18 protein-coding genes and 1 pseudogene are annotated in these 18947 nt (G+C 57.5%); 7 read left to right on the top strand and 12 right to left on the bottom strand.

The features are described 5' to 3' along the window. Positions 1–5: 5 nt before the first annotated feature. Complete coding sequence (locus tag L0664_RS15210; protein ID WP_235226748.1) at positions 6–191, bottom strand: hypothetical protein; 186 nt, start codon at positions 189–191, stop codon at positions 6–8. A gap of 146 nt (positions 192–337) precedes the next feature. Between L0664_RS15210 and L0664_RS15205 the strand changes: the two genes are divergently transcribed. Then, entirely contained in the window at positions 338–1354 is a 1017-nt protein-coding gene (locus L0664_RS15205; protein WP_235226747.1) for a LacI family DNA-binding transcriptional regulator, read from the top strand. Between the two features lie 56 nt (positions 1355–1410). Here the strand turns inward: L0664_RS15205 and aspS are convergent, their stop codons facing one another. Together aspS and bchJ are read right to left on the bottom strand one after the other, a co-directional pair. After that, positions 1411–3264: an aspartate--tRNA ligase gene (aspS, locus tag L0664_RS15200; protein WP_235226746.1), complete on the bottom strand. Its 1854-nt coding sequence runs from the start codon at positions 3262–3264 to the stop codon at positions 1411–1413. A 99-nt stretch (positions 3265–3363) separates the two neighbouring features. Continuing rightward, entirely contained in the window at positions 3364–3978 is a 615-nt protein-coding gene (bchJ, locus tag L0664_RS15195) for a bacteriochlorophyll 4-vinyl reductase (RefSeq protein WP_235226745.1), read from the bottom strand. Between the two features lie 374 nt (positions 3979–4352). On the opposite strand from bchJ, the gene carB reads away from it, so the two are divergent. The 3 genes from carB to L0664_RS15180 all read left to right on the top strand — a co-directional run bounded on the left by carB (position 4353) and on the right by L0664_RS15180 (position 9869). Then, the gene (gene carB / locus L0664_RS15190) at positions 4353–7778 is read left to right on the top strand and encodes a carbamoyl-phosphate synthase large subunit (RefSeq protein ID WP_235226744.1); all 3426 of its coding nucleotides are present in this window, start codon (positions 4353–4355) and stop codon (positions 7776–7778) included. Positions 7779–7788: 10 nt separating this feature from the next. Continuing rightward, entirely contained in the window at positions 7789–8232 is a 444-nt protein-coding gene (locus L0664_RS15185) for a potassium channel family protein (RefSeq protein WP_235226743.1), read from the top strand. 518 nt (positions 8233–8750) lie between these two features. Beyond that, entirely contained in the window at positions 8751–9869 is a 1119-nt protein-coding gene (locus tag L0664_RS15180) for a beta-ketoacyl-ACP synthase III (protein ID WP_235226742.1), read from the top strand. A 90-nt stretch (positions 9870–9959) separates the two neighbouring features. On the opposite strand, the gene arsH is transcribed toward L0664_RS15180, so the two are convergent. Then, a complete protein-coding gene (gene arsH / locus L0664_RS15175) occupies positions 9960–10679 on the bottom strand; it encodes an arsenical resistance protein ArsH (protein ID WP_418888036.1) in 720 nt (239 codons plus the stop codon). Further along, positions 10669–11118 carry a phage regulatory CII family protein gene (locus L0664_RS15170; protein ID WP_235226741.1) on the bottom strand — a complete coding sequence of 150 codons (450 nt, stop codon included), beginning with the start codon at positions 11116–11118 and terminating at the stop codon, positions 10669–10671. The genes arsH and L0664_RS15170 overlap by 11 nt, the downstream gene beginning before the upstream one ends. Positions 11119–11435: 317 nt before the next feature. On the opposite strand from L0664_RS15170, the gene L0664_RS15165 reads away from it, so the two are divergent. Both L0664_RS15165 and L0664_RS15160 read left to right on the top strand, forming a co-directional pair. After that, positions 11436–12032: a thymidine kinase gene (locus tag L0664_RS15165; RefSeq protein WP_235226740.1), complete on the top strand. Its 597-nt coding sequence runs from the start codon at positions 11436–11438 to the stop codon at positions 12030–12032. Then, on the top strand, positions 12016–12438 hold the full coding sequence (locus L0664_RS15160; RefSeq protein ID WP_235226739.1) for a hypothetical protein: 423 nt from the start codon (positions 12016–12018) through the stop codon (positions 12436–12438). The genes L0664_RS15165 and L0664_RS15160 overlap by 17 nt, the downstream gene beginning before the upstream one ends. On the opposite strand, the gene L0664_RS15155 is transcribed toward L0664_RS15160, so the two are convergent. The 5 genes from L0664_RS15155 to L0664_RS15135 form a co-directional block, all read right to left on the bottom strand. Continuing rightward, on the bottom strand, positions 12435–13382 hold the full coding sequence (locus L0664_RS15155) for a 2-hydroxyacid dehydrogenase (RefSeq protein ID WP_235226738.1): 948 nt from the start codon (positions 13380–13382) through the stop codon (positions 12435–12437). The two genes, L0664_RS15160 and L0664_RS15155, sit on opposite strands and share 4 nt — an antisense overlap. Further along, positions 13376–13711 (bottom strand): tRNA-binding protein, encoded by a 336-nt coding sequence (locus L0664_RS15150; protein WP_235226737.1) that lies wholly within the window; start codon positions 13709–13711, stop codon positions 13376–13378. Before L0664_RS15150 ends, L0664_RS15155 begins: the two co-directional genes overlap by 7 nt. After that, positions 13708–14520 carry a pyrroline-5-carboxylate reductase gene (gene proC / locus L0664_RS15145; protein WP_235226736.1) on the bottom strand — a complete coding sequence of 271 codons (813 nt, stop codon included), beginning with the start codon at positions 14518–14520 and terminating at the stop codon, positions 13708–13710. Before proC ends, L0664_RS15150 begins: the two co-directional genes overlap by 4 nt. Before the next feature lie 72 nt (positions 14521–14592). Beyond that, positions 14593–15096, bottom strand: coding sequence for a type III secretion system chaperone family protein (locus L0664_RS15140; protein WP_235226735.1), 504 nt, complete (start codon positions 15094–15096; stop codon positions 14593–14595). A gap of 306 nt (positions 15097–15402) precedes the next feature. Further along, entirely contained in the window at positions 15403–15915 is a 513-nt protein-coding gene (locus L0664_RS15135) for a hypothetical protein (RefSeq protein ID WP_235226734.1), read from the bottom strand. 362 nt (positions 15916–16277) lie between these two features. Here L0664_RS15135 and L0664_RS15130 point away from each other — a divergent pair. Continuing rightward, a pseudogene (locus L0664_RS15130) lies at positions 16278–16412 on the top strand (M42 family peptidase); the annotation flags it as partial. Positions 16413–16439: 27 nt separating this feature from the next. Here the strand turns inward: L0664_RS15130 and L0664_RS15125 are convergent. Together L0664_RS15125 and L0664_RS15120 are read right to left on the bottom strand one after the other, a co-directional pair. Further along, positions 16440–17462, bottom strand: a complete 1023-nt coding sequence (locus L0664_RS15125) for a YcjF family protein (protein ID WP_235226733.1) — start codon at positions 17460–17462, stop codon at positions 16440–16442. Next, entirely contained in the window at positions 17459–18874 is a 1416-nt protein-coding gene (locus tag L0664_RS15120) for a YcjX family GTP-binding protein (protein ID WP_235226732.1), read from the bottom strand. Before L0664_RS15120 ends, L0664_RS15125 begins: the two co-directional genes overlap by 4 nt. Between the last annotated feature and the right edge of the window lie 73 nt (positions 18875–18947).

The following is an 18947-nucleotide window of genomic DNA, read 5'->3' as shown; positions in this document are numbered from 1 at the left end:
AGTCGTTATTCGGCGTCGTCACGATTGCGCGCAGCCTCTTTTTTCAAAATCGCGACGACAAAAAGCACCGACGCAATAAACAGAACCACCATCTCCCCCACATCCCCAAGGAACGACGCATCGCCAAAAGCCCCCATAGCCACGTTCACAAAGAACACGGCAAAAACAATGAAAGAGCTGATGAGAAACACGTGAAGGCCTCCGTAATGTATGGTTCACCCCGCGAGTGTAAGCGCTTACATTTGATTCGTGCAAGCGCTTACATCGCATCCATGGAAACATGTTCAGTTTTTGAAAAATATGATATCGATTAGCTTTACCAAGGTGCCGCCAATCCATGACCACGTCCTTTTCGATCCCCACGCTTGATGACGTTGCCCGCGCCGCAGGTGTGTCGACGGCCACGGTTTCGCGGTGTTTGAACGCGGAACAGAAGGTGTCAAAAGACACGCGCGACAGGGTTATGGAAGCGGTTGATGCACTGGGTTACACCCCGAATTTCAACGCCCGCGCCATGGCCGCCAAACGCACCTACACCATCGGCGCCATCATCCCGACGATGGAAAACGCGATCTTTGCACGCGGGCTTCAGGCGTTTCAGGAAACCCTGCACGGGCTGGGCTATAACTTGTTGGTGTCCAGCAGCGCCTACCGCCCCGAACTAGAGGCAGAACAGATCCGCGGCCTTGTTGCGCGCGGGGCCGACGGGTTGTTGCTGATCGGGTATGAACGCGAACAATCCGTCTACGATTATCTAGGAAAACGCGGCATTCCGACAATGCTGGCGTGGTCCTATTTGCCCGACAGACCCCATGCCTCTGTGGGGTTTGATAACCGCGCATCAATGCGGGTGCTGGCGGATCGGGTGATTTCAATGGGGCACCGCCGCGTCGCCGTGATCTCGGGGATTGTCGATGGCAATGACCGCGCCGAAGGGCGGCTGAACGGCATCAAAGACAGCTGGGTTGCCAACGGGTTCGATCTGGCCGACCTGCCCGTTATCGAAACCCCCTATGAAATTGAAAACGGCGCGACGGCGTTCGAAACCCTGATGAACGGCACGCAAAAGCCCAGCGTCATCATGTGCGGAAACGACGTTCTGGCCGCGGGCGCCATGACGCGCGCCAAAGAACTCGGCTACGACATTCCAAACGATGTATCCGTGACGGGGTTCGACGACATCGAACTGGCCAAACATCTGCACCCATCCCTGACGACGGTGCATGTCCCGCATCGCGAAATGGGCCGAACAGCGGCGCGTGAATTGGTCAACCTGATCGACGGAAGCTCAACCACCGTTCACCGCCAGCTCAACGTGTCGATCATCATGCGCAATTCTCTGGCGCAGGTCTGAACCGAAAACGGGCGAGGAATTACCCCCGCCCGCATCCACAACTTTATACGCCGGACTTAGTCCTCGGGCGGCAACGCGCGCAGGTGCAATTCGCGCATCTGTTCGTTTTGCGGCAGCGACGGCGCGCCCATCATGACGTCTTCGGCGCGCTGGTTCATCGGGAACATGATCACGTCGCGCAGGTTGTCCGCATCCGCCAGCAGCATAACAATCCGGTCCACACCGGCGGCACAGCCACCGTGGGGCGGCGCGCCGTATTGGAACGCGTTGACCATCCCGCCGAACCGCTTTTCGACTTCGTCTTTGCCATAACCTGCAATCTCGAACGCCTTGAACATGATTTCAGGGCGGTGATTACGGATCGCGCCGGACACCAGCTCATACCCGTTGCACGCTAGGTCATATTGATAGCCCAGCACGTCCTCCGGGTCGCCGTCCAATGCGGCCATCCCACCCTGTGGCATGGAAAACGGGTTGTGCTCAAAATCGATCTTGCCGGTTTCTTCGTCGCGCTCATAGATCGGGAAATCCACGATCCAGGCGAACGCGAACCGGTTCAGATCCGTCAGGCCAAGCTCTTTGCCGATCACATCACGCGCCTTGCCCGCCACGCTTTCAAACGCCTTTGGCTTACCGCCAAGGAAAAACGCCGCATCGCCGACCTCAAGGCCAAGTTGGACGCGGATCGCCTCGGTGCGCTCGGGTCCGATGTTTTTCGCCAAGGGGCCAGCGGCCTCATTGCCCAGCGTGATTTCACCGGATTTGATCAGCGCGTTGACCTCTTTGACGGTGATGCCACGTTCCTGCGCAATAGAATCCGCCGACTGCTTGCGCCAGAAGATATAGCCCATGCCGGGCAGCCCTTCTTTTTGCGCAAAGGCATTCATACGGTCGCAGAATTTACGCGACCCGCCAGATGGCGCAGGAATGGCGCGCACTTCTGTGCCCGCAGTTTCCAACAGCTTGGCAAAGATCGCAAAGCCGGACCCTGCGAAATGGTCAGACACGACCTGCATTTTGATCGGGTTGCGCAGGTCTGGCTTGTCGCTGCCATACCAAAGCGCTGCATCACGGTAGCTGATCTGTTCCCACGTCTGGTCCACGGCACGGCCTTTGCCGAATTCCTCAAAGATACCCGTGATCACCGGCTGGATCGTGTCGAACACGTCCTGCTGCTCAACAAACGACATCTCAAGGTCGAGCTGGTAAAAATCGGTGGGGGATCGGTCCGCGCGCGGGTCTTCGTCGCGAAAACACGGGGCGATCTGGAAATATTTGTCATAGCCCGACACCATGATCAGCTGTTTGAACTGCTGGGGCGCCTGCGGCAGCGCGTAAAACTTACCGGGGTGCAAACGCGACGGCACCAAAAAGTCGCGCGCGCCTTCGGGGCTGGATGCCGTAATAATTGGCGTCTGGAATTCACGGAACCCCTTGTCCCACATCCGTTTGCGCATAGAGGCCACAACATCGCTGCGCAGTTTCATGTTGTCTTGCATCTTTTCGCGGCGCAGATCGAGGTAGCGGTACTTCAGGCGCGTGTCTTCGGGGTATTCCTGATCGCCAAACACAGGCAGCGGCAGTTCCGCCGCAGAGCCGAGAACCTCGATATCGCGAATAAACACCTCAACCTCGCCCGTGGGCAGGTTCGGGTTCACAAGGCTTTCGTCGCGCGCCAACACATTGCCATCAATGCGGATACACCATTCAGACCGCACCTTTTCCAGCTCTGCGAAAACAGGGCTGTCACTGTCTGCAATCACCTGCGTCACGCCGTAATGGTCGCGCAAATCAATGAACAGCACGCCGCCGTGGTCACGGACGCGATGAACCCAGCCCGACAGACGGACATTTTCGCCAACATTGGCTGAGGTCAAATCGGCGCAAGTGTGGCTGCGATAGGCGTGCATGGTATCGTCCTTTGAAACGGTGTCCTTGGTCGCGCCGATACACCGTGCCAGCCCTCGAAAGTCAAGCGATTAAGGCCAAGGGATCACGCGCCGCGCTCCCTAGTGCGGGGCCATCACGAATTCAAACGTACAGGCATCCGCCCCGCTGGCCTGACAGGCGACTTCTTTGCACACCAGACGCGGATGGATCAGCGTGCGGAACATCTCTTCGAACAGGCTCGCGTGGAACTGGCACACCGCGCCGTTGGCAACTTCACCAAACACGACAGGATTGCTGTGCAGCACAAAGCGGGATTCGCTTTCAACGATGAAATCGCCGCCGCCTGCAAAGGTCCAGGCGTTTTGCCGTGCGGTTTTCGCCAACAGCCAAGCCCCGGTCGCACGCGGCATTTTGGCCAGCATCGCCTGGGCGCGCACCGTGATCTGGGTTTCAATGATCCGCTGCGCGGCAGCTTTGCCCGCGATCTCACTGATTTCTGCCGCATCTTCAGGCCACAGTTTGCGCACCGTCTGGTGCAACCGCGCCGCTTTGTCTTCGCGCACAGGTTCGGTCACGCTGGGCATTCTGAACAACTGCGCCTCTTTCAACGCCAGTTCAAGATTGTCCACCCCCATCACGTCGTTCACCGCGTTCGCCATTTCCAACACCACTGCCGGTGCCATAAACCCCGGTTTATTGGGGCGGCGCAGCGCGATTTTTGAATGTGCAACCATGGACGTCGCCTTGTGAAAAGGGCCGGCGCCATCAAAGGGCCGACATACCGATGGGGCGAAAATACAGGTTCGGGGTGCAACACTGCAAACTTAAAGCGACAAATATTGTGTCAACTAAAGTTTACACTTTAGCATTTTACGCCAATAAACTAGGCAAAACTGTCAACATTTTGTGAGACTGCCGCCGGACCCGCATAGAAATGCGCCATCGCAGCGGCGCCGATTTCGCCTGTCCGCGCCATCATGTCAATGCAAACTTGCCCTGCCCGGTTTTGAAAAATCGAAAATCGCCCCGTTCGGGCGACGTTCCCCCCTTGCACCTGTCCACGCCATCCCTATAACGCAGGACAATTTGCACATAGGGGGGCACTGCCATGCCAAAGCGTACCGACATCCAGTCGATTATGATCATCGGCGCGGGCCCTATTGTGATCGGGCAAGCCTGCGAATTTGACTACTCGGGTGCCCAAGCCTGTAAGGCCTTGCGCGAAGAAGGCTACCGCGTCGTGCTGGTCAATTCGAACCCCGCCACGATCATGACCGACCCCAACATGGCGGACGCGACCTATATCGAACCCATTACCCCCGCCGTGGTCGCCAAAATCATCCTCAAGGAACGCCCCGATGCGCTGCTGCCCACAATGGGCGGGCAGACCGGCCTGAACACCGCGCTGTCGGTGGATGAAATGACGATTTCCCAGCTGTTCACAGGCGCGGACCTTGATGCGGTACTCGCCGAATTTGGCGCAGATGCCGCCGACAAATCCATCCTCGAGGTCGCGAACGTCGAAATGATCGGCGCCAAACGCGAAGCCATCGAAATGGCCGAAGACCGTCAGCTGTTCCGCGAAGCCATGGATCGCCTTGGCATCGAAAACCCCAAAGCGACAATCGTCACAGCGCCCACCAAAGACAAAGACGCCCCCCGCGTCACCGACAAATTCGACATTCCCGCAGGCCTCGCCATCGCGTTCGACGCGCTCGAGGAAATCGGCCTGCCCGCCATCATCCGCCCCGCCTTTACCATGGGCGGCACAGGCGGCGGCGTGGCGTACAACCGCGCCGAATACGAACATTTCTGCCGCACCGGCATGGAAGCATCCCCCGTTGCGCAAATCCTCGTCGACCAGTCGCTCCTCGGGTGGAAAGAATACGAGATGGAGGTCGTGCGCGACACCGCCGACAACGCCATCATCGTCTGTTCCATCGAAAACGTGGACCCCATGGGCGTGCACACGGGCGATTCAATCACCGTCGCTCCTGCCCTGACGTTGACCGACAAAGAATACCAACTGATGCGCACCCATTCTATCAATGTGCTGCGTGAAATCGGCGTCGAAACAGGTGGGTCCAATGTGCAGTGGGCGGTGAACCCCGCCGATGGGCGCATGGTCGTGATCGAAATGAACCCGCGTGTGTCGCGTTCCTCCGCGCTGGCATCCAAGGCGACGGGTTTCCCGATTGCCAAGATCGCCGCGAAACTCGCCGTGGGCTTTACGCTGGATGAACTCGACAACGACATCACAGGCGTCACGCCCGCATCGTTCGAACCCAGCATCGACTACGTCGTCACCAAAATCCCGCGCTTCGCGTTTGAAAAATTCCCCGGCAGCGAACCCTACCTGACAACGGCGATGAAATCCGTCGGCGAAGCCATGGCCATCGGCCGCACCTTCCATGAATCCATGCAAAAAGCGCTCGCGTCGATGGAAACGGGCCTGACGGGTTTTGACGACATCATAATCGAAGGCGCGCCAGACGTGGCCGCCATCACCAAAGCCTTGGCCAAACAAACGCCGGATCGCATCAGGGTGATCGCCCAGGCCATGCGCCACGGGTTGTCCAATGATGACATTCAGGCCGTCACGTCGTTCGATCCTTGGTTCCTCGCCCGTATCCGCGAAATCATCGATGCAGAGGCCGTCGTCAAAAAGGACGGCCTGCCGATGGATGAACACGGCCTGCGCGACCTCAAGATGCTCGGCTTTTCGGATGCGCGCCTTGCGATCCTGACAGGGCGCGACGAAGACGCAATTCGCCGCGCACGTATCAACCTCGGCGTCACCGCGTCCTTCAAACGGATCGACACCTGCGCCGCAGAATTCGAAGCCCAGACACCGTATATGTATTCCACCTACGAAGCCCCGATGATGGGCGACGTAGAATGCGAAGCCCGCCCTTCGGATCGCAAAAAGGTCGTGATCCTTGGCGGTGGCCCAAACCGCATCGGCCAAGGTATCGAATTTGATTACTGCTGCTGCCATGCCTGCTACGCGCTAACCGATCAGGGCTATGAAACGATCATGGTTAACTGCAATCCTGAAACAGTTTCAACGGATTACGACACCTCGGATCGTTTGTATTTCGAACCGCTGACGTTTGAATCCGTCATGGAAATCCTGCGCGTTGAACAGGAAAACGGCACCCTGCACGGTGTGATTGTCCAGTTCGGCGGCCAGACCCCGCTGAAAATCGCACAGGCGCTGGCCGACGAAGGCATCCCGATCCTCGGCACGTCGCCCGACAGCATTGACTGGGCCGAAGACCGCGAACGCTTTCAGGCCCTCGTCAATGACCTTGGCCTGCTTCAGCCAAAAAACGGCATCGCAAGCACCGACGAAGAGGCCATGAACATCGCCGCAGACATCGGCTTCCCCCTCGTGATCCGCCCGTCTTACGTGCTGGGTGGCCGCGCCATGGAAATCGTGCGCGATATGGGCCAGCTGGAACGCTATATCTCCACCGCCGTGGTGGTCTCGGGTGACAGCCCCGTCCTGCTCGACAGCTACCTGTCCGGCGCGATTGAGGTCGATGTCGATTGCCTTTCTGATGGCACGCAAACCCACGTCGCGGGCATCATGCAGCACATCGAAGAAGCGGGCGTTCACTCCGGCGACAGCGCCTGTTCCCTGCCGCCCCACACCCTGTCCGATGACATCATCGAAGAAATCAAACGCCAGACCCACGCGCTTGCCATTGCTCTCAAGGTGATCGGCCTGATGAACATCCAGTTCGCGGTCAAAGACGGCGACGTTTACCTGATTGAGGTCAATCCCCGCGCCAGCCGCACCGTGCCGTTTGTTGCCAAAGCCACCGACTCAGCTGTCGCCTCCATCGCTGCGCGCCTCATGGCCGGTGAACCTCTGTCAAACTTCCCGCACCGCGCACCCTATGCCGCCGCAGAAGATCCGATGGACGTCATGCCGCTGGGCGATGCGTTTACCTTGGCAGATCCGAAAACACCGTGGTTCTCTGTGAAAGAGGCCGTGCTGCCGTTCAACCGCTTCCCCGGCGTGGACACGATCCTCGGCCCTGAAATGCGCTCAACCGGCGAAGTCATGGGCTGGGCCCGTTCGTTCGATCGCGCCTTCCTGAAGGCACAGATGGGCGCAGGCGTTGATCTGCCCACATCGGGCCGCGTGTTCATGTCCATCAAAGACAGCGACAAAGGCCCGCAACTGGTTGAGGCCGCACAGATCATCATCGACCTCGGCATGACCATCTGCGCCACCCGTGGCACCGGCAGCTGGCTCGCCGACAAAGGCATCGCGACCGAAATCGTGAATAAGGTTTACGAGGGCGGACGCACCGTCGCCGACCTTCTCAAGGATGGTGAAATTGCACTGGTGTTTAACAGCACCGAAGGCACCGCCGCCGTCGAAGACAGCCGTTCCATCCGCGCCATCGCCCTAGCCGACCGCATCCCGTATTACACGACGCTGTCAGGCTCCCACGCGGCAGCGCTGGCGATGAAGGCAAAGGTCGAAGGCGACGTGAAGGTGCGGGCGTTGCAGGGGTAGGACCGGACTGATGCTGAATGTTGAGGCCAAGTTTTCAGTTGCGATGAATCTGGCGCTTCTTGCCGTCACCTATTTCTATGTGAACGAGCTTGATGGTCTCGCCGGTGCGGTAATTGTGCTCGCCTCGTTCGCCGCCTCAATGAGCGTTTTCCTCGAACACCTTCAGGGTCGCAGTTCCACCCGAACAGCATCGCAGCTGATTTTAGCAAACGCAGCTATCTACGTGCTCATTGCGTCGCTTGTGAACCTCACAATCGGTATCGATGACGACGGATCAAAGGTTCAAACGCTGGGCGACAGCGCATATTTCACGTTGGTGACGTTCACGACATTGGGATACGGAGACTTGCAACCAACCGAACCGCTGCGTCTGGTCTCAGCCATTCAAGCGTTGCTGGGTTATATTTATTTGGGTTTGTTTGTCGTTCTCACACAGCGCTGGATGCAGGGCTGACACAAGATTAGACGATCGCCCTCACAAAGAGGGCGATTGCGACGATCCCTGGCGCGGCAGCCAAGAGAGACGTAAAAGGATGGGAACGGACGTGCCTCATAACTTTGGTCATTCTAAATTCTCCCTTCAGATTACCTAAAACTAACCATTTTAGTCAGAAAAGTCAAGAAATACTGGACTTTTACTATCGCGCGACGCCGTTACGTTCAAGTTAAGCCATCACGGTTTCTTACCGATTGAAACATTCAATTCCGCTCTGAAACAGAACACTTAGGAACACCGATCATAGCGATTTCCAGAGGCCACGGCCACCGCTGTGCAACCCACCGCCTGGTACTGGTCCACCACAACACCATCCCGGGCGCGACACCCCCAAATCCGAACCGCGCCGCCCCTGCGATGTGGCCCATTTTACCATACCAGACCCATACCAAACCCATACCCGACCCATACGCCCCGTCACTCTTGCAATTCAGTGCGCTTTGCGTCCCAATACCCGCCAAAACTGGGGGACTAAAATGTACAGCGCAGCCATCACCGGAACGGGGGTTTTTACGCCCGAACATGTCATCACAAACGACGAACTGGTGGCCGCGTTCAACGCCCATGCGGATCTGTTCAATGCACAAAACGCCGATGCCATCGCCGCTGGCACAATAGACGCAAAACCACAGTCCAGCAGTGATTTCATCCTTGCCGCGTCGGGGATTGAACGCCGCTATGTTCTTGATAAATCAGGCGTTCTGGACCCGACCCGCATGTATCCATCCCTGCCAGCGCGCGGCGATGATGAACCGAGCTTTATGGCGGAAATGGCCGTTGATGCCGCATTGCAGGCCATGACGCAGGCCGGGCGGTCGTCGGCCGATATCGACGCCGTCATCTGTGCTGCGTCAAACCACGAACGCGCCTATCCGGCCATCGCCGTGGAAATCCAGAATCTGTTAGATATCAACGGGTTCGCCTTTGATATGAACGTCGCGTGTTCCAGCGCGACCTTCGGCATCCAGACCGCCACGGACATGATCAAATCCGGCAGCATCACCAGCGCCCTCGTGGTGTGCCCGGAAATCTGCTCGGCCCACCTCGAATGGCGCGACCGCGATTGTCATTTCATCTTTGGCGACGTCGCAACTGCCGTGCTGATCGAACGGGATGAAGGCCTGACAGGGCCCCATTTCAAAATCAAATCCACCCGTCTGGCAACGCAGTTTTCCAACAATATCCGCAACAATAACGGGTACTTGCGCCGCACCAAAGACCAGATGGAAGACCGGCGCGACATGCAATTCATGCAAAACGGCCGCAAGGTGTTCAAAGAAGTCTTGCCCTTGGTGTCCAAACACATCGCGGCCCACATGGGCGACGAAGGCGTGCACTCGGATGACCTCAAACGCCTCTGGCTGCATCAGGCAAACAAGACCATGAACGACTATATCGGCAAAAAGGTTCTGGGCCACGAACCGGACGCGGGCGAACAGCCAAACATCCTGCAAGACTACGCAAACACGTCATCAGCGGGATCAATCATCGCGTTTTCGAAATATTCAGATGATCTTAATCCAGGTGATGTAGGATTGATCTGTTCGTTCGGGGCGGGCTATTCCGTCGGCTCTGTTATTTTGGAACGGGCATAAGGCATTGAAATGAAAGCACTATTAGCACTTACAACATTCACCATCCTGACGGCCTGCGGAATCCCGTTTATTCCGTTTGTTTAGAATGACTTAGCGGTTCACTCGCTTGTGGACGTCTTCAAGCGTTTCGACCCGTTCGGAATAGCGATCGACAAGCATATCTTTACGCCCGCGGGTCATCACTGTGAAACGGGCCAGCTCTTCCATCACGTCCACGATCCGGTTATACAGCGATGATGGTTTCATCCGCCCGTCGTCAAACTCTTTCCACGCCATGGGAACGGACGACTGATTGGGGATCGTCACCATCCGCATCCAGCGCCCAAGAATACGCATCTGGTTGACGGCATTGAACGACTGCGACCCGCCAGACACCTGCATCACGGCCAGCGTTTTGCCTTGTGTCGGACGTACCCCGCCGATGGGCGACAAGGGTATCCAATCGATCTGGGTTTTCATAATGCCCGTCATGGCACCGTGGCGTTCGGGGCTGGACCAGACCATGCCTTCGGACCACATCACAAGGTCACGCAGCTCGGCAACTTTGGGGTGATCGGCGGGCGCATCATCGGGCAACGGCAAACCGCTCGGGTCGAAAAACTTTGTCTCACAGCCCAAGGCACGCAACACCCGCGCGCCTTCCTCAGCCGTCGCGCGCGAATAACTGGTGTCGCGCAACGATCCATACAACAGCAAAATGCGCGGCGGATGATCCGGCTCATCCGGCCCGACCAGCGCAGAAAAATCAAGCGGTTTCAACGCCCCACCGACAAGGTGGGGCATATCGGATGTGTCTATATCAGGCTTCATCTTCAAGGTGCAGCTTCATGTCGATCAGAACCTTTTGCAGCTCAACGGTTTCACGCAACAGCCGCTTGGCCTCATTGTTGGTGATCACGCCGTCCTCGATGGATTGCTGATACTCGCCCATCAACATCGCGAACCGCTGACTAAGGGCGATCACATCGGAGTTGATTCCACCGTCCGAATTCTTCGGCGTGCTCGTCTGATCAAGAGTGCTTCCGTGTAGTTCCGCCAAGGCCGACGTCACATGCGGATAGCTCGCCGCGGCCTCAAGCTGTGCGACAGCATCAACCGGCATGAAGCGATCCGAATGTTCTTCGGAGTCAGAATAATAACGCCCCAGCGTCGCCTTGGATTTGCCCGTAAGTTCGCACGCGGGTTCAATCCCCACGTCCTTCACAAGCGCCTCAGTGTGTTTCTTCAAATAGCTGCCGATGCCCGCCATATCTTCGTCCCCTAAAGTGGTGGTGAGGGGAATGACCCCAATCTTTTCCCATGAACCACCCCATCCATACCTGACAGTTATAGCGAGAGCGTGAGGTTTGAAAGACCATATCACGAAAGACATCGGCGTCCCCAACGCCGTAGGGTCAAGGGGAACGGACCCCATCCAAGGTCAGATGGTCCGCTGTCTGAATTCCTGCCCCCTTGGCCCGCTGTTTCGGAAGGGCATTGTTTGCGTCCGCCACTCACGGCCGAAACGTCAAAATGCCGCCGCTGAGGTCTTGCAACACCCTCGGCGGCGGTTCATTTTGCACACATATGGCAAAGCTTTATTTCAACTATTCCACGATGAACGCCGGCAAATCGACGGTGCTGTTGCAGGCGGCGCACAACTACGCCGAACGCGGCATGGCGACCTATTTGTTGACCGCGCAATTTGACAACCGCGCAGGCGAAGGCCGCATCGCAAGCCGCATCGGAATTGGCGAAGCCGCTGACACGTTTTCCTTAAACGACGATCTATTCCGCAAGATCAAGGCGCGCTTGGCCACGGGCCCCTGTGCGTGTGTGTTCATCGACGAGGCACAGTTCCTAAGCTCTGATCAAGTGTGGCAATTGGCCCGTGCGGTCGATGACCTTGGCGTGCCTGTGATGGCCTATGGATTGCGCGTTGATTTCAGGGGGGAGCTGTTCCCCGGGTCGGCAACATTACTCGCGCTCGCAGATGAAATGCGCGAGGTCCGCACGATTTGTCATTGCGGCAAAAAGGCCACCATGGTCGTGCGCCAAGACGCTGAAGGCCGCGCGCTGACAGGTGGTAATCAAGTCCAAATCGGCGGCAATGAAACCTACGTCAGCCTATGCCGCCGTCATTGGCGCGCCGCGATGGAAGACGGCGATGCCACGCTGGTCTAAGGTTTTACTGGCCCTTGTGGCCGTTCCGACAGCCGCCTTTTTGGGCTTCCTCGCCCTAATCCACTGGGGTTTTATCGACATTGGCCTGAATTTTTCAAACGTCAGTTCAGATGCCCATTGGGAGGCGCGTGCCGAATTCCTGCAAAGCCTTGAGGGCACCGAATGCTTGACCGCTGATACAATCCGCGCAGCCGCACAGGTGCGCGACTTTGTGACATGGGATTTGGAGCGCGACCTGTCGTGGTGCCACCGCCCCACAGGCCTGACAGATTGGATCGGCGTCAAAATCATGCCCGGCCAATTCATGTCGACCGTTGATGAGAACGCCGAATATTTCGGGTTCGATCGCCGCGGGTGCGCCGTGCCGTGGGAGTCTGCCAGCGGAACAGGAACAACCTGCCCTTAGTTCACCTTTTGCGGCGGCACATCCCCGTTTGCCCAAGCGATGATATTATCAAGCGCCATTTGCCCCATCGCCTGACGGGTTTCCGCCGTGGCAGACCCAAGGTGGGGCAGTAAAACGCAGTTGTCCAACCCAATCAGGCGCTGCGGCACGTGGGGTTCATTTTCATAAACGTCCAAACCGGCACCTGCGATCTGACCCGCCTCAAGCGCATCGATCAAGGCGGTTTCATCCACGACCTCACCGCGTGAAATGTTGATGAAAATGCCTGAAGGCTTCATCGCCGCTAATGCAGCCGTATCAATCAATTTGGTGGTCCCTGCCCCGCCCGGTGTGGCCACAATGACAAAATCAGCGGCGGCCATGACCTCGTGCAATCCTGCCAGTTGCGTGGCGGGCACCTGCGTGACTTTGGGGGATCGATTGTGGAACAGGACGTCCATGCCAAACCCGTAATGGCACCGCGCGGCAATCGCCTGCCCTATGCGGCCCATGCCGACCACCCCCAAGGTTTTGCCTGTCACATGGGTGCCAAGCAGCCCTTTGACATCAAAACCGCCCCACGCGCCAGACCGCACCATGCGTTCCCCCTCGCCTGCGCGCCGCGCTGTGGCCAACAGCAACGTCAGGGCAATATCTGCCGTCGCGTCGGTCAGAACATCCGGCGTGTTTGATACCGCGACACCCGCCTTGGCCGCGGCGTCTACGTCGATGTGGTTATAGCCCACGCCAAAATTTCCGATCATCTTACAACGGATGTCACCAATGAACGCCGCAGCGCCAAAAGCATCGCCAAGCGTGGGCAAGATCGCGTCATATGTCGCAAGTGCGGCAGCGGCCTCGGTCACCGACATCTCTTCGCCCTCATGCAGGGTGACGTCAAAGGCGGCGCGCGCCTGATCCAGAACAGGGGCTGCAATGGGGCGGGTGATCAGTAGTTTCAACATAAACGTTCTCCGAGGGGGACTTCTTTGTCTGGGGCGATCAGCACAACACCTGTCGCATCATAGGCACCAAGCACCAGCACCTCGGACATGAATTTGCCGATCTGGCGGGGCGGAAAATTGACCACTCCCATGATCTGCCGCCCGATCAGCGCGTCCGGCGTGTAGTGATCCGTGATCTGGGCGGATGTTTTCCTCTCGCCGATCTCGGGCCCGAAATCGACCCACATCTTGATCGCGGGCTTGCGCGCCTCCGGGTAGGGTTCAGCGCGGATGACACGACCAACACGAATGTCGACTTTCATGAAATCATCAAAGGTAATGTCGCTCATTTTCCCAACTCTCGTGATCTGTCGGCGGCGGCTTTTACAGCGCGTTTCAGGAGCGCCGGAAATCCATCGCCCTCATTCATCAACACCTCAAGCGCGGCTTGCGTTGTTCCGTTTGGCGACGTCACGTTGATGCGCAATTGCGCGGGGTCTTCGGGCGCGTCTTCGGCCAATTGCCCGGCGCCGCCCACCGTGGCCTTGGCCAATTTCATTGCCAAATCGGCGGGTAATCCTTCGGCCACGCCTGCTGCCGCAAGCGTTTCAATCAAATGGAACACATAGGCGGGGCCAGACCCAGATACGGCAGTGACCGCATCCATTTGGCCTTCGTCATCAAGGCGAACGACCTGCCCCACGGCCTTAAGCAAGGTCTGCGCCATGTCCAGATGTGCGTGCGTTGCATGGGCATTACCGACAATCGCCGTGATCCCGCGTCCGATGGCGGCGGGCGTATTTGGCATCGCGCGAATGACCGGGCTTTGCGCGCCCAACGCGGTTTCAAATGACGTGATAGGCGTGCCTGCGGCGACAGACAAAAACACGGTATCGCCATTGCCCAGCGCCTTCATGCTTGGCAATGCGTCCCCCATCATTTGGGGTTTCACCGCAACCAAAGCGACCGCAGGCGCATCGGGCAAGCCCGCGTTCACATGTACGCCCGTAGACAGCAACCAGTCGGATGGGTGCGGATCAAGAACCCAGATGGTCGCCGCAGGCAATCCGCCGTCCAGCCAACCGGCAAGCATCGCCGACCCCATTTTACCGCAGCCCAGCAAGACCATGCCGCGTGCCTCGATTTCTGTCATAGACATGAAAAACCCTCGATCTTTGCGCCAACGTTAGGGCGCAAGGATCAAGGGTTCAAGCCGTAGTCGCAGTGTGGATCAGGCGCGCCCGTAGGCTTCCGTGATCGCGACCTGCAAGGCGTCTTCTGGCGTGCGTTCGGCCCATGTGACCAGCTGAAATGCGGGATAAAAACGTTCCGCGCTTAACACTGCGGCGTTGATCATTGTGTCAATCTGTTCGGGGCTAGCGACCTGTTCACCGGCCAAAACCAGACCGTAGCGATAGACCATCAGCTTTTGTTCGGCCCAATATGTGAACGCACCAGCCCAGCACATATCGTTCGTGCGGTTCAGGCATTCATATAGGGCGGCCATGCGATCTTCGGGCGGTTCCATTTCAAATGTGCAGATCAAACGCAGGGTTTGATCGTACGCAGACCACGCAAGCGTAATCGCGTAGGTGCGCCACTGCCCTTCGATCTGGAAGGCAATCTGATCATCGTGGATACGATCAAAGGCCCAGTCGTGGTGTTCTGCGATATGTTCGACGAGGTCGATCGGATGTAGATCGTCGCCGGAGTCAAAGTGTTCGGTGAGTGCCATGGGCGTGAACCCTCCTGTCCAATCAGCGTCGCCGTGGCAGAGGCGAAATCTGGTGTCCTGCTCAAGGGAGCGGGTACATTGCCGCGCTCCTTACTAGATATGGTGGGGGTTTGACCCCCTCTGTGTAAAGCACTTTCTTGGGGATAAGGGGTTTGCAGGGGCAAAAAGCGGGGGATAACCGCAAAATTTCAGTCCGTTGTTAACCTTTGGTCAGCCTGCATGCCTAAGTCGGGGGGCTAATCGACAAGTAAGCACAACGATGAATGTCCCGTTAATTACATCGGCATAACATCTACGAAATTTAATCTACCGATAAGGCGTAGAAGCGAGCTGAGTTAATACAGCCCGAAATGCAGAATCCCATCCGCCATCTCCAACATCCACAACTTGGCCTATCAACATAACAAATAAACTGAAGCCTGCCATCACGAATGAACACTTCATCCGATAGTTCGATGACTTTCGTTTCTTTCCATTTAGTTTGATGTGTTGATCATTGTATTTCGACAATTCGATTAATATCTCATCCTCAGATTTATCTTCTTCAATATCTTCCTCCAAGATAGAAGATGAGCCACCAGGTGCGTGGAATAGTTGAGGAAGAGCGGACATTACCGCCAAGCACGCGGCACAAGCCAAACCAGCAGCAGCCAGAAAAAACATTCCTTTTGTGTCCCCTTCATTCGGGACGGCCAATAATAAAGCGGCAACAGCAACATACATTCCAGCAAGCCTCATGGCTCTCTGATCAGCGGCGATAGCCGCAGTAAATTGCCAATGAAGCGAAAGCTCTGACAAACGATATGCTTCCTTAATCAATCTGCTACGATTTTGTGACATCGAATCTCTCTCTTTTTTTTGAGGATATAGTTATGGTAAAGAGACCCCAACCAATTCGTCGTGGAGATGCTGAGATGCCATCCGAGACGGAAAAACCTAAGCCAAGTAAGTGAGTAACCTACCAAATGGCCCGACGCCCAGAACCCATAGAAAAAGACATAAATGATGCGCCGCGACCAATTCCGTCGCCGCAGCCACCAAAACCGAGCAGTAGTTGATGGCACGCCCACCAGACCCAATCGACAGGCGACCGGGGCCGATAACTGAGAGTCCAAAGCCTAGACCAGCACCAAACCCTTGGCCGAAACCAACCAAGCCGCCGCGTTAACCGCACGATTCTGGCGGCCGCGGGTGCGCGGGCCGTCGGGATCGTTGTCGGCACGCGCTATATTCACACGGTGACTGAGATGATCCACAAAACCGATCTGCAGGCCGCATTGGACATTCTGGTCACGTATCTGGCGGATCAGACGTAAGCCTATCGGACGCCACCGACGCTTTGATCAGCCCTGCGAGGATTTGCCCCCCAGCCCGCCGAACAACCCTGTCAGGCTTCGTTTGACAAGCGATGTGACGGACGGTTTGCTTTCAACGGTGAAAGGCAGCGGGCGGCAAACCTCCATTGCGGCAACACCAACGCGCGCGGTGAGTGCACCGTTGATGATGCCTTCGCCAAAGCGGCGCGATACTTTGGACAGCACCCCACCACCCGCAACCGACCCGATCAGATCATCGCCCACAGCAACCGCGCCCGTCGCCACAAGATGCGACAAAACCTGCCGCGTCAGCCGCCAAGACCCGAGAGTGCCAGACCGCCCACCGTAAATTTCAGCTATGCGGCGGATCATCCGCATGTTCGCGGTCAACGCCGTAAACACATCCGCAAGGGCCAGTGGCACGATGGCCGTCACAGTGGCGACCTGACGGGCTGCGGCCTCAACCTCGAGCCGTGCGCGGGCGTCTAGCGGGGTGAGCATTGTGGTTTCTGCCAGTCCTAGCAAAGCATCGGCATCAAGAACGTCACCTTGGCGGTCGCTAAATTCGCGACGTCCCCAGCTGGTATCATCGCGGTTGCGATAAAGTGCGCTGATTTGGGAGGTGACGGCGCGCGCGGCCCTAAGATTTCCGTCCGCCAAGGCATCCGCGGCGCCAGACTGGATGCGATCAACACGGCGCAAACGGCCAAACGCGGCGAGTTCTCGCAGAGTGATCAACATCAAAACCGCGCAAAACAGCCCCGTCAGACCAACGGCGACCCAGCCAAGGATCGGGGCGCGTTCAAGCAGGCCCATTACGAAATCCCACGCCGCCACACCAACGAAAAAGCTGACAAGCGACACCAAAAGCCCCCAGAACCAGCGGGCCAGCCGGTTGGGGCGCGCCGCCGCAAGGGTCGCGACCCGTTGCATTGCCGCAGGTGTGGGCACAGGGCCAAGTTCTGGCACAGGGGGCGCGTTTGCGGGCGTCAGATCATCAGCGCCGTCAAGATCAAACATCACAGGGCCGGTTTTGGGTGGCTTGGTCATAACTTGTCCCCCAACAAAAACTGCGCGACTTTATCAAGCCGTATGTGCGGCGGTCCGTCGCCGGGTTTCAGCGTTAACGGTGCGGGCGCAAAGCTCATGATTTCGTAATCTGCATCCAGCCAGTTCTCCGCACCAGTCCGCGCGGGCCCCAACAAATGCGCTGGGTCAGTTGGCAGTGCACCGGGATAGAACGCGGCCTGTTTATCTGTGCCCAAAAGCTGCCCCCGCACAACGCCCAAAGCCGCGCCATTGTGATTACGTGTGTCTTCGACCGTCGTGCGCAACGCGGCTATCGACATGGCCTGCGTTGTAGCACCAGAAAATTCTGCGCGGTCTTTGGCATCGCGCAGCAGACTTTGTGTGATCGCTGTCAGTTGCGGGTGTTGTTCATGATGCAAATGGTCCGCCTTCGTGGCCGCAAACAACACTTTATCGATACGTCGCCCTTGGAACAGACGGCTTAGGAATGCGTTGCGACCGGGGCGGAATGCCCCAAGAATATCGGCCATGGCACGGCGCATGTCCTCAACCGCGCGCGGTCCCGAATGGATCGCGCCAAGGACATCGACCAGCACAATCTGGCGATCGATCTTTGAAAAATGGTCGCGAAAGAACGGGCGCACGACATTGCGTTTATAGCTTTCAAAGCGGCGTTCAAATTCGCGCCATAGCGATTTGCGGGCGGGCCGATCCACAAGCGGCAAAGGCGAAAAGGACAGCACGGGCGATCCTTCCAGATCACCGGGCAACAGGAACCGCCCTGGCGTGCAGTCGGAAAATCCGGCCTCGCGGGCGGCGTTGAGATGGATGGTAAACGCGGCAGCCAAGGCTTGGGCTTGTGGTTCTTCAAATTCGGCAGACGGATCACATTCGGCCAAGGCCTGCGCAAACTCAGCCGCCTTCGGGCGGGCATCCATACGTGCCAGAACTTGCGCCGACCATGTCGCAAAGTCGGTATCAAGCAGCGACAAATCCAACAACCATTCACCCGGATAATCGACAATATCCACATGTACTGTGCGCGGGCCTTGAAACGATCCCAACAGGCCGGACGGTTGCACCTTGAGCGACAGGCGGAGTTCTGAAATGCGCTGTGTGCCTTGGGGCCAATGGGGCGATTTGTCCGTCAGCGCGCCAAGGTGGTCTTCAAACGCGAAACGCGGGACGGTGTCATCGGGTTGGGGTTGCAGATACGCAGTCTGGATTGCGCCCGACGCGGCGGCGCGAAATTGCGGCATGCGACCACGGTCCAGCAGGTTGGCAACAAGCGACGTGATGAACACCGTCTTGCCCGCACGGCTGAGCCCCGTCACACCGAGCCGGATCACAGGATCAGAAAACGGCGCGGTAATCGTATCTGTGACGGCTTCGACCCCGCGCGTGATCCCGTCTGCAAGGGTTGTGATCACCACGGCCCAATACCTTTCATTCTTATATTCCATCAAGATAGGGACGCGACGCGGTGATGTGTAGGGATTGATTTTG

Source organism: Octadecabacter dasysiphoniae (assembly GCF_021532615.1).
Classification (GTDB): domain Bacteria; phylum Pseudomonadota; class Alphaproteobacteria; order Rhodobacterales; family Rhodobacteraceae; genus Octadecabacter; species Octadecabacter dasysiphoniae.
This window is presented reverse-complemented; position numbering and strand designations above follow the sequence as displayed.

What these genes read in the sequence shown, in the direction of transcription:
- carB (WP_235226744.1), top strand. Translation starts at nt 4,353, where the DNA reads ATGCCAAAGCGTACCGACATCCAGTCGATTATGATCATCGGCGCGGGC.
- L0664_RS15155 (WP_235226738.1), bottom strand. Translation starts at nt 13,382, where the DNA reads ATGTTGAAACTACTGATCACCCGCCCCATTGCAGCCCCTGTTCTGGAT.
- bchJ (WP_235226745.1), bottom strand. Translation starts at nt 3,978, where the DNA reads ATGGTTGCACATTCAAAAATCGCGCTGCGCCGCCCCAATAAACCGGGG.
- L0664_RS15180 (WP_235226742.1), top strand. Translation starts at nt 8,751, where the DNA reads ATGTACAGCGCAGCCATCACCGGAACGGGGGTTTTTACGCCCGAACAT.
- L0664_RS15160 (WP_235226739.1), top strand. Translation starts at nt 12,016, where the DNA reads ATGCCACGCTGGTCTAAGGTTTTACTGGCCCTTGTGGCCGTTCCGACA.
- arsH (WP_418888036.1), bottom strand. Translation starts at nt 10,679, where the DNA reads ATGAAGCCTGATATAGACACATCCGATATGCCCCACCTTGTCGGTGGG.
- L0664_RS15140 (WP_235226735.1), bottom strand. Translation starts at nt 15,096, where the DNA reads ATGGCACTCACCGAACACTTTGACTCCGGCGACGATCTACATCCGATC.
- aspS (WP_235226746.1), bottom strand. Translation starts at nt 3,264, where the DNA reads ATGCACGCCTATCGCAGCCACACTTGCGCCGATTTGACCTCAGCCAAT.
- L0664_RS15170 (WP_235226741.1), bottom strand. Translation starts at nt 11,118, where the DNA reads ATGGCGGGCATCGGCAGCTATTTGAAGAAACACACTGAGGCGCTTGTG.
- proC (WP_235226736.1), bottom strand. Translation starts at nt 14,520, where the DNA reads ATGTCTATGACAGAAATCGAGGCACGCGGCATGGTCTTGCTGGGCTGC.
- L0664_RS15205 (WP_235226747.1), top strand. Translation starts at nt 338, where the DNA reads ATGACCACGTCCTTTTCGATCCCCACGCTTGATGACGTTGCCCGCGCC.
- L0664_RS15165 (WP_235226740.1), top strand. Translation starts at nt 11,436, where the DNA reads ATGGCAAAGCTTTATTTCAACTATTCCACGATGAACGCCGGCAAATCG.
- L0664_RS15150 (WP_235226737.1), bottom strand. Translation starts at nt 13,711, where the DNA reads ATGAGCGACATTACCTTTGATGATTTCATGAAAGTCGACATTCGTGTT.
- L0664_RS15125 (WP_235226733.1), bottom strand. Translation starts at nt 17,462, where the DNA reads ATGACCAAGCCACCCAAAACCGGCCCTGTGATGTTTGATCTTGACGGC.
- L0664_RS15185 (WP_235226743.1), top strand. Translation starts at nt 7,789, where the DNA reads ATGCTGAATGTTGAGGCCAAGTTTTCAGTTGCGATGAATCTGGCGCTT.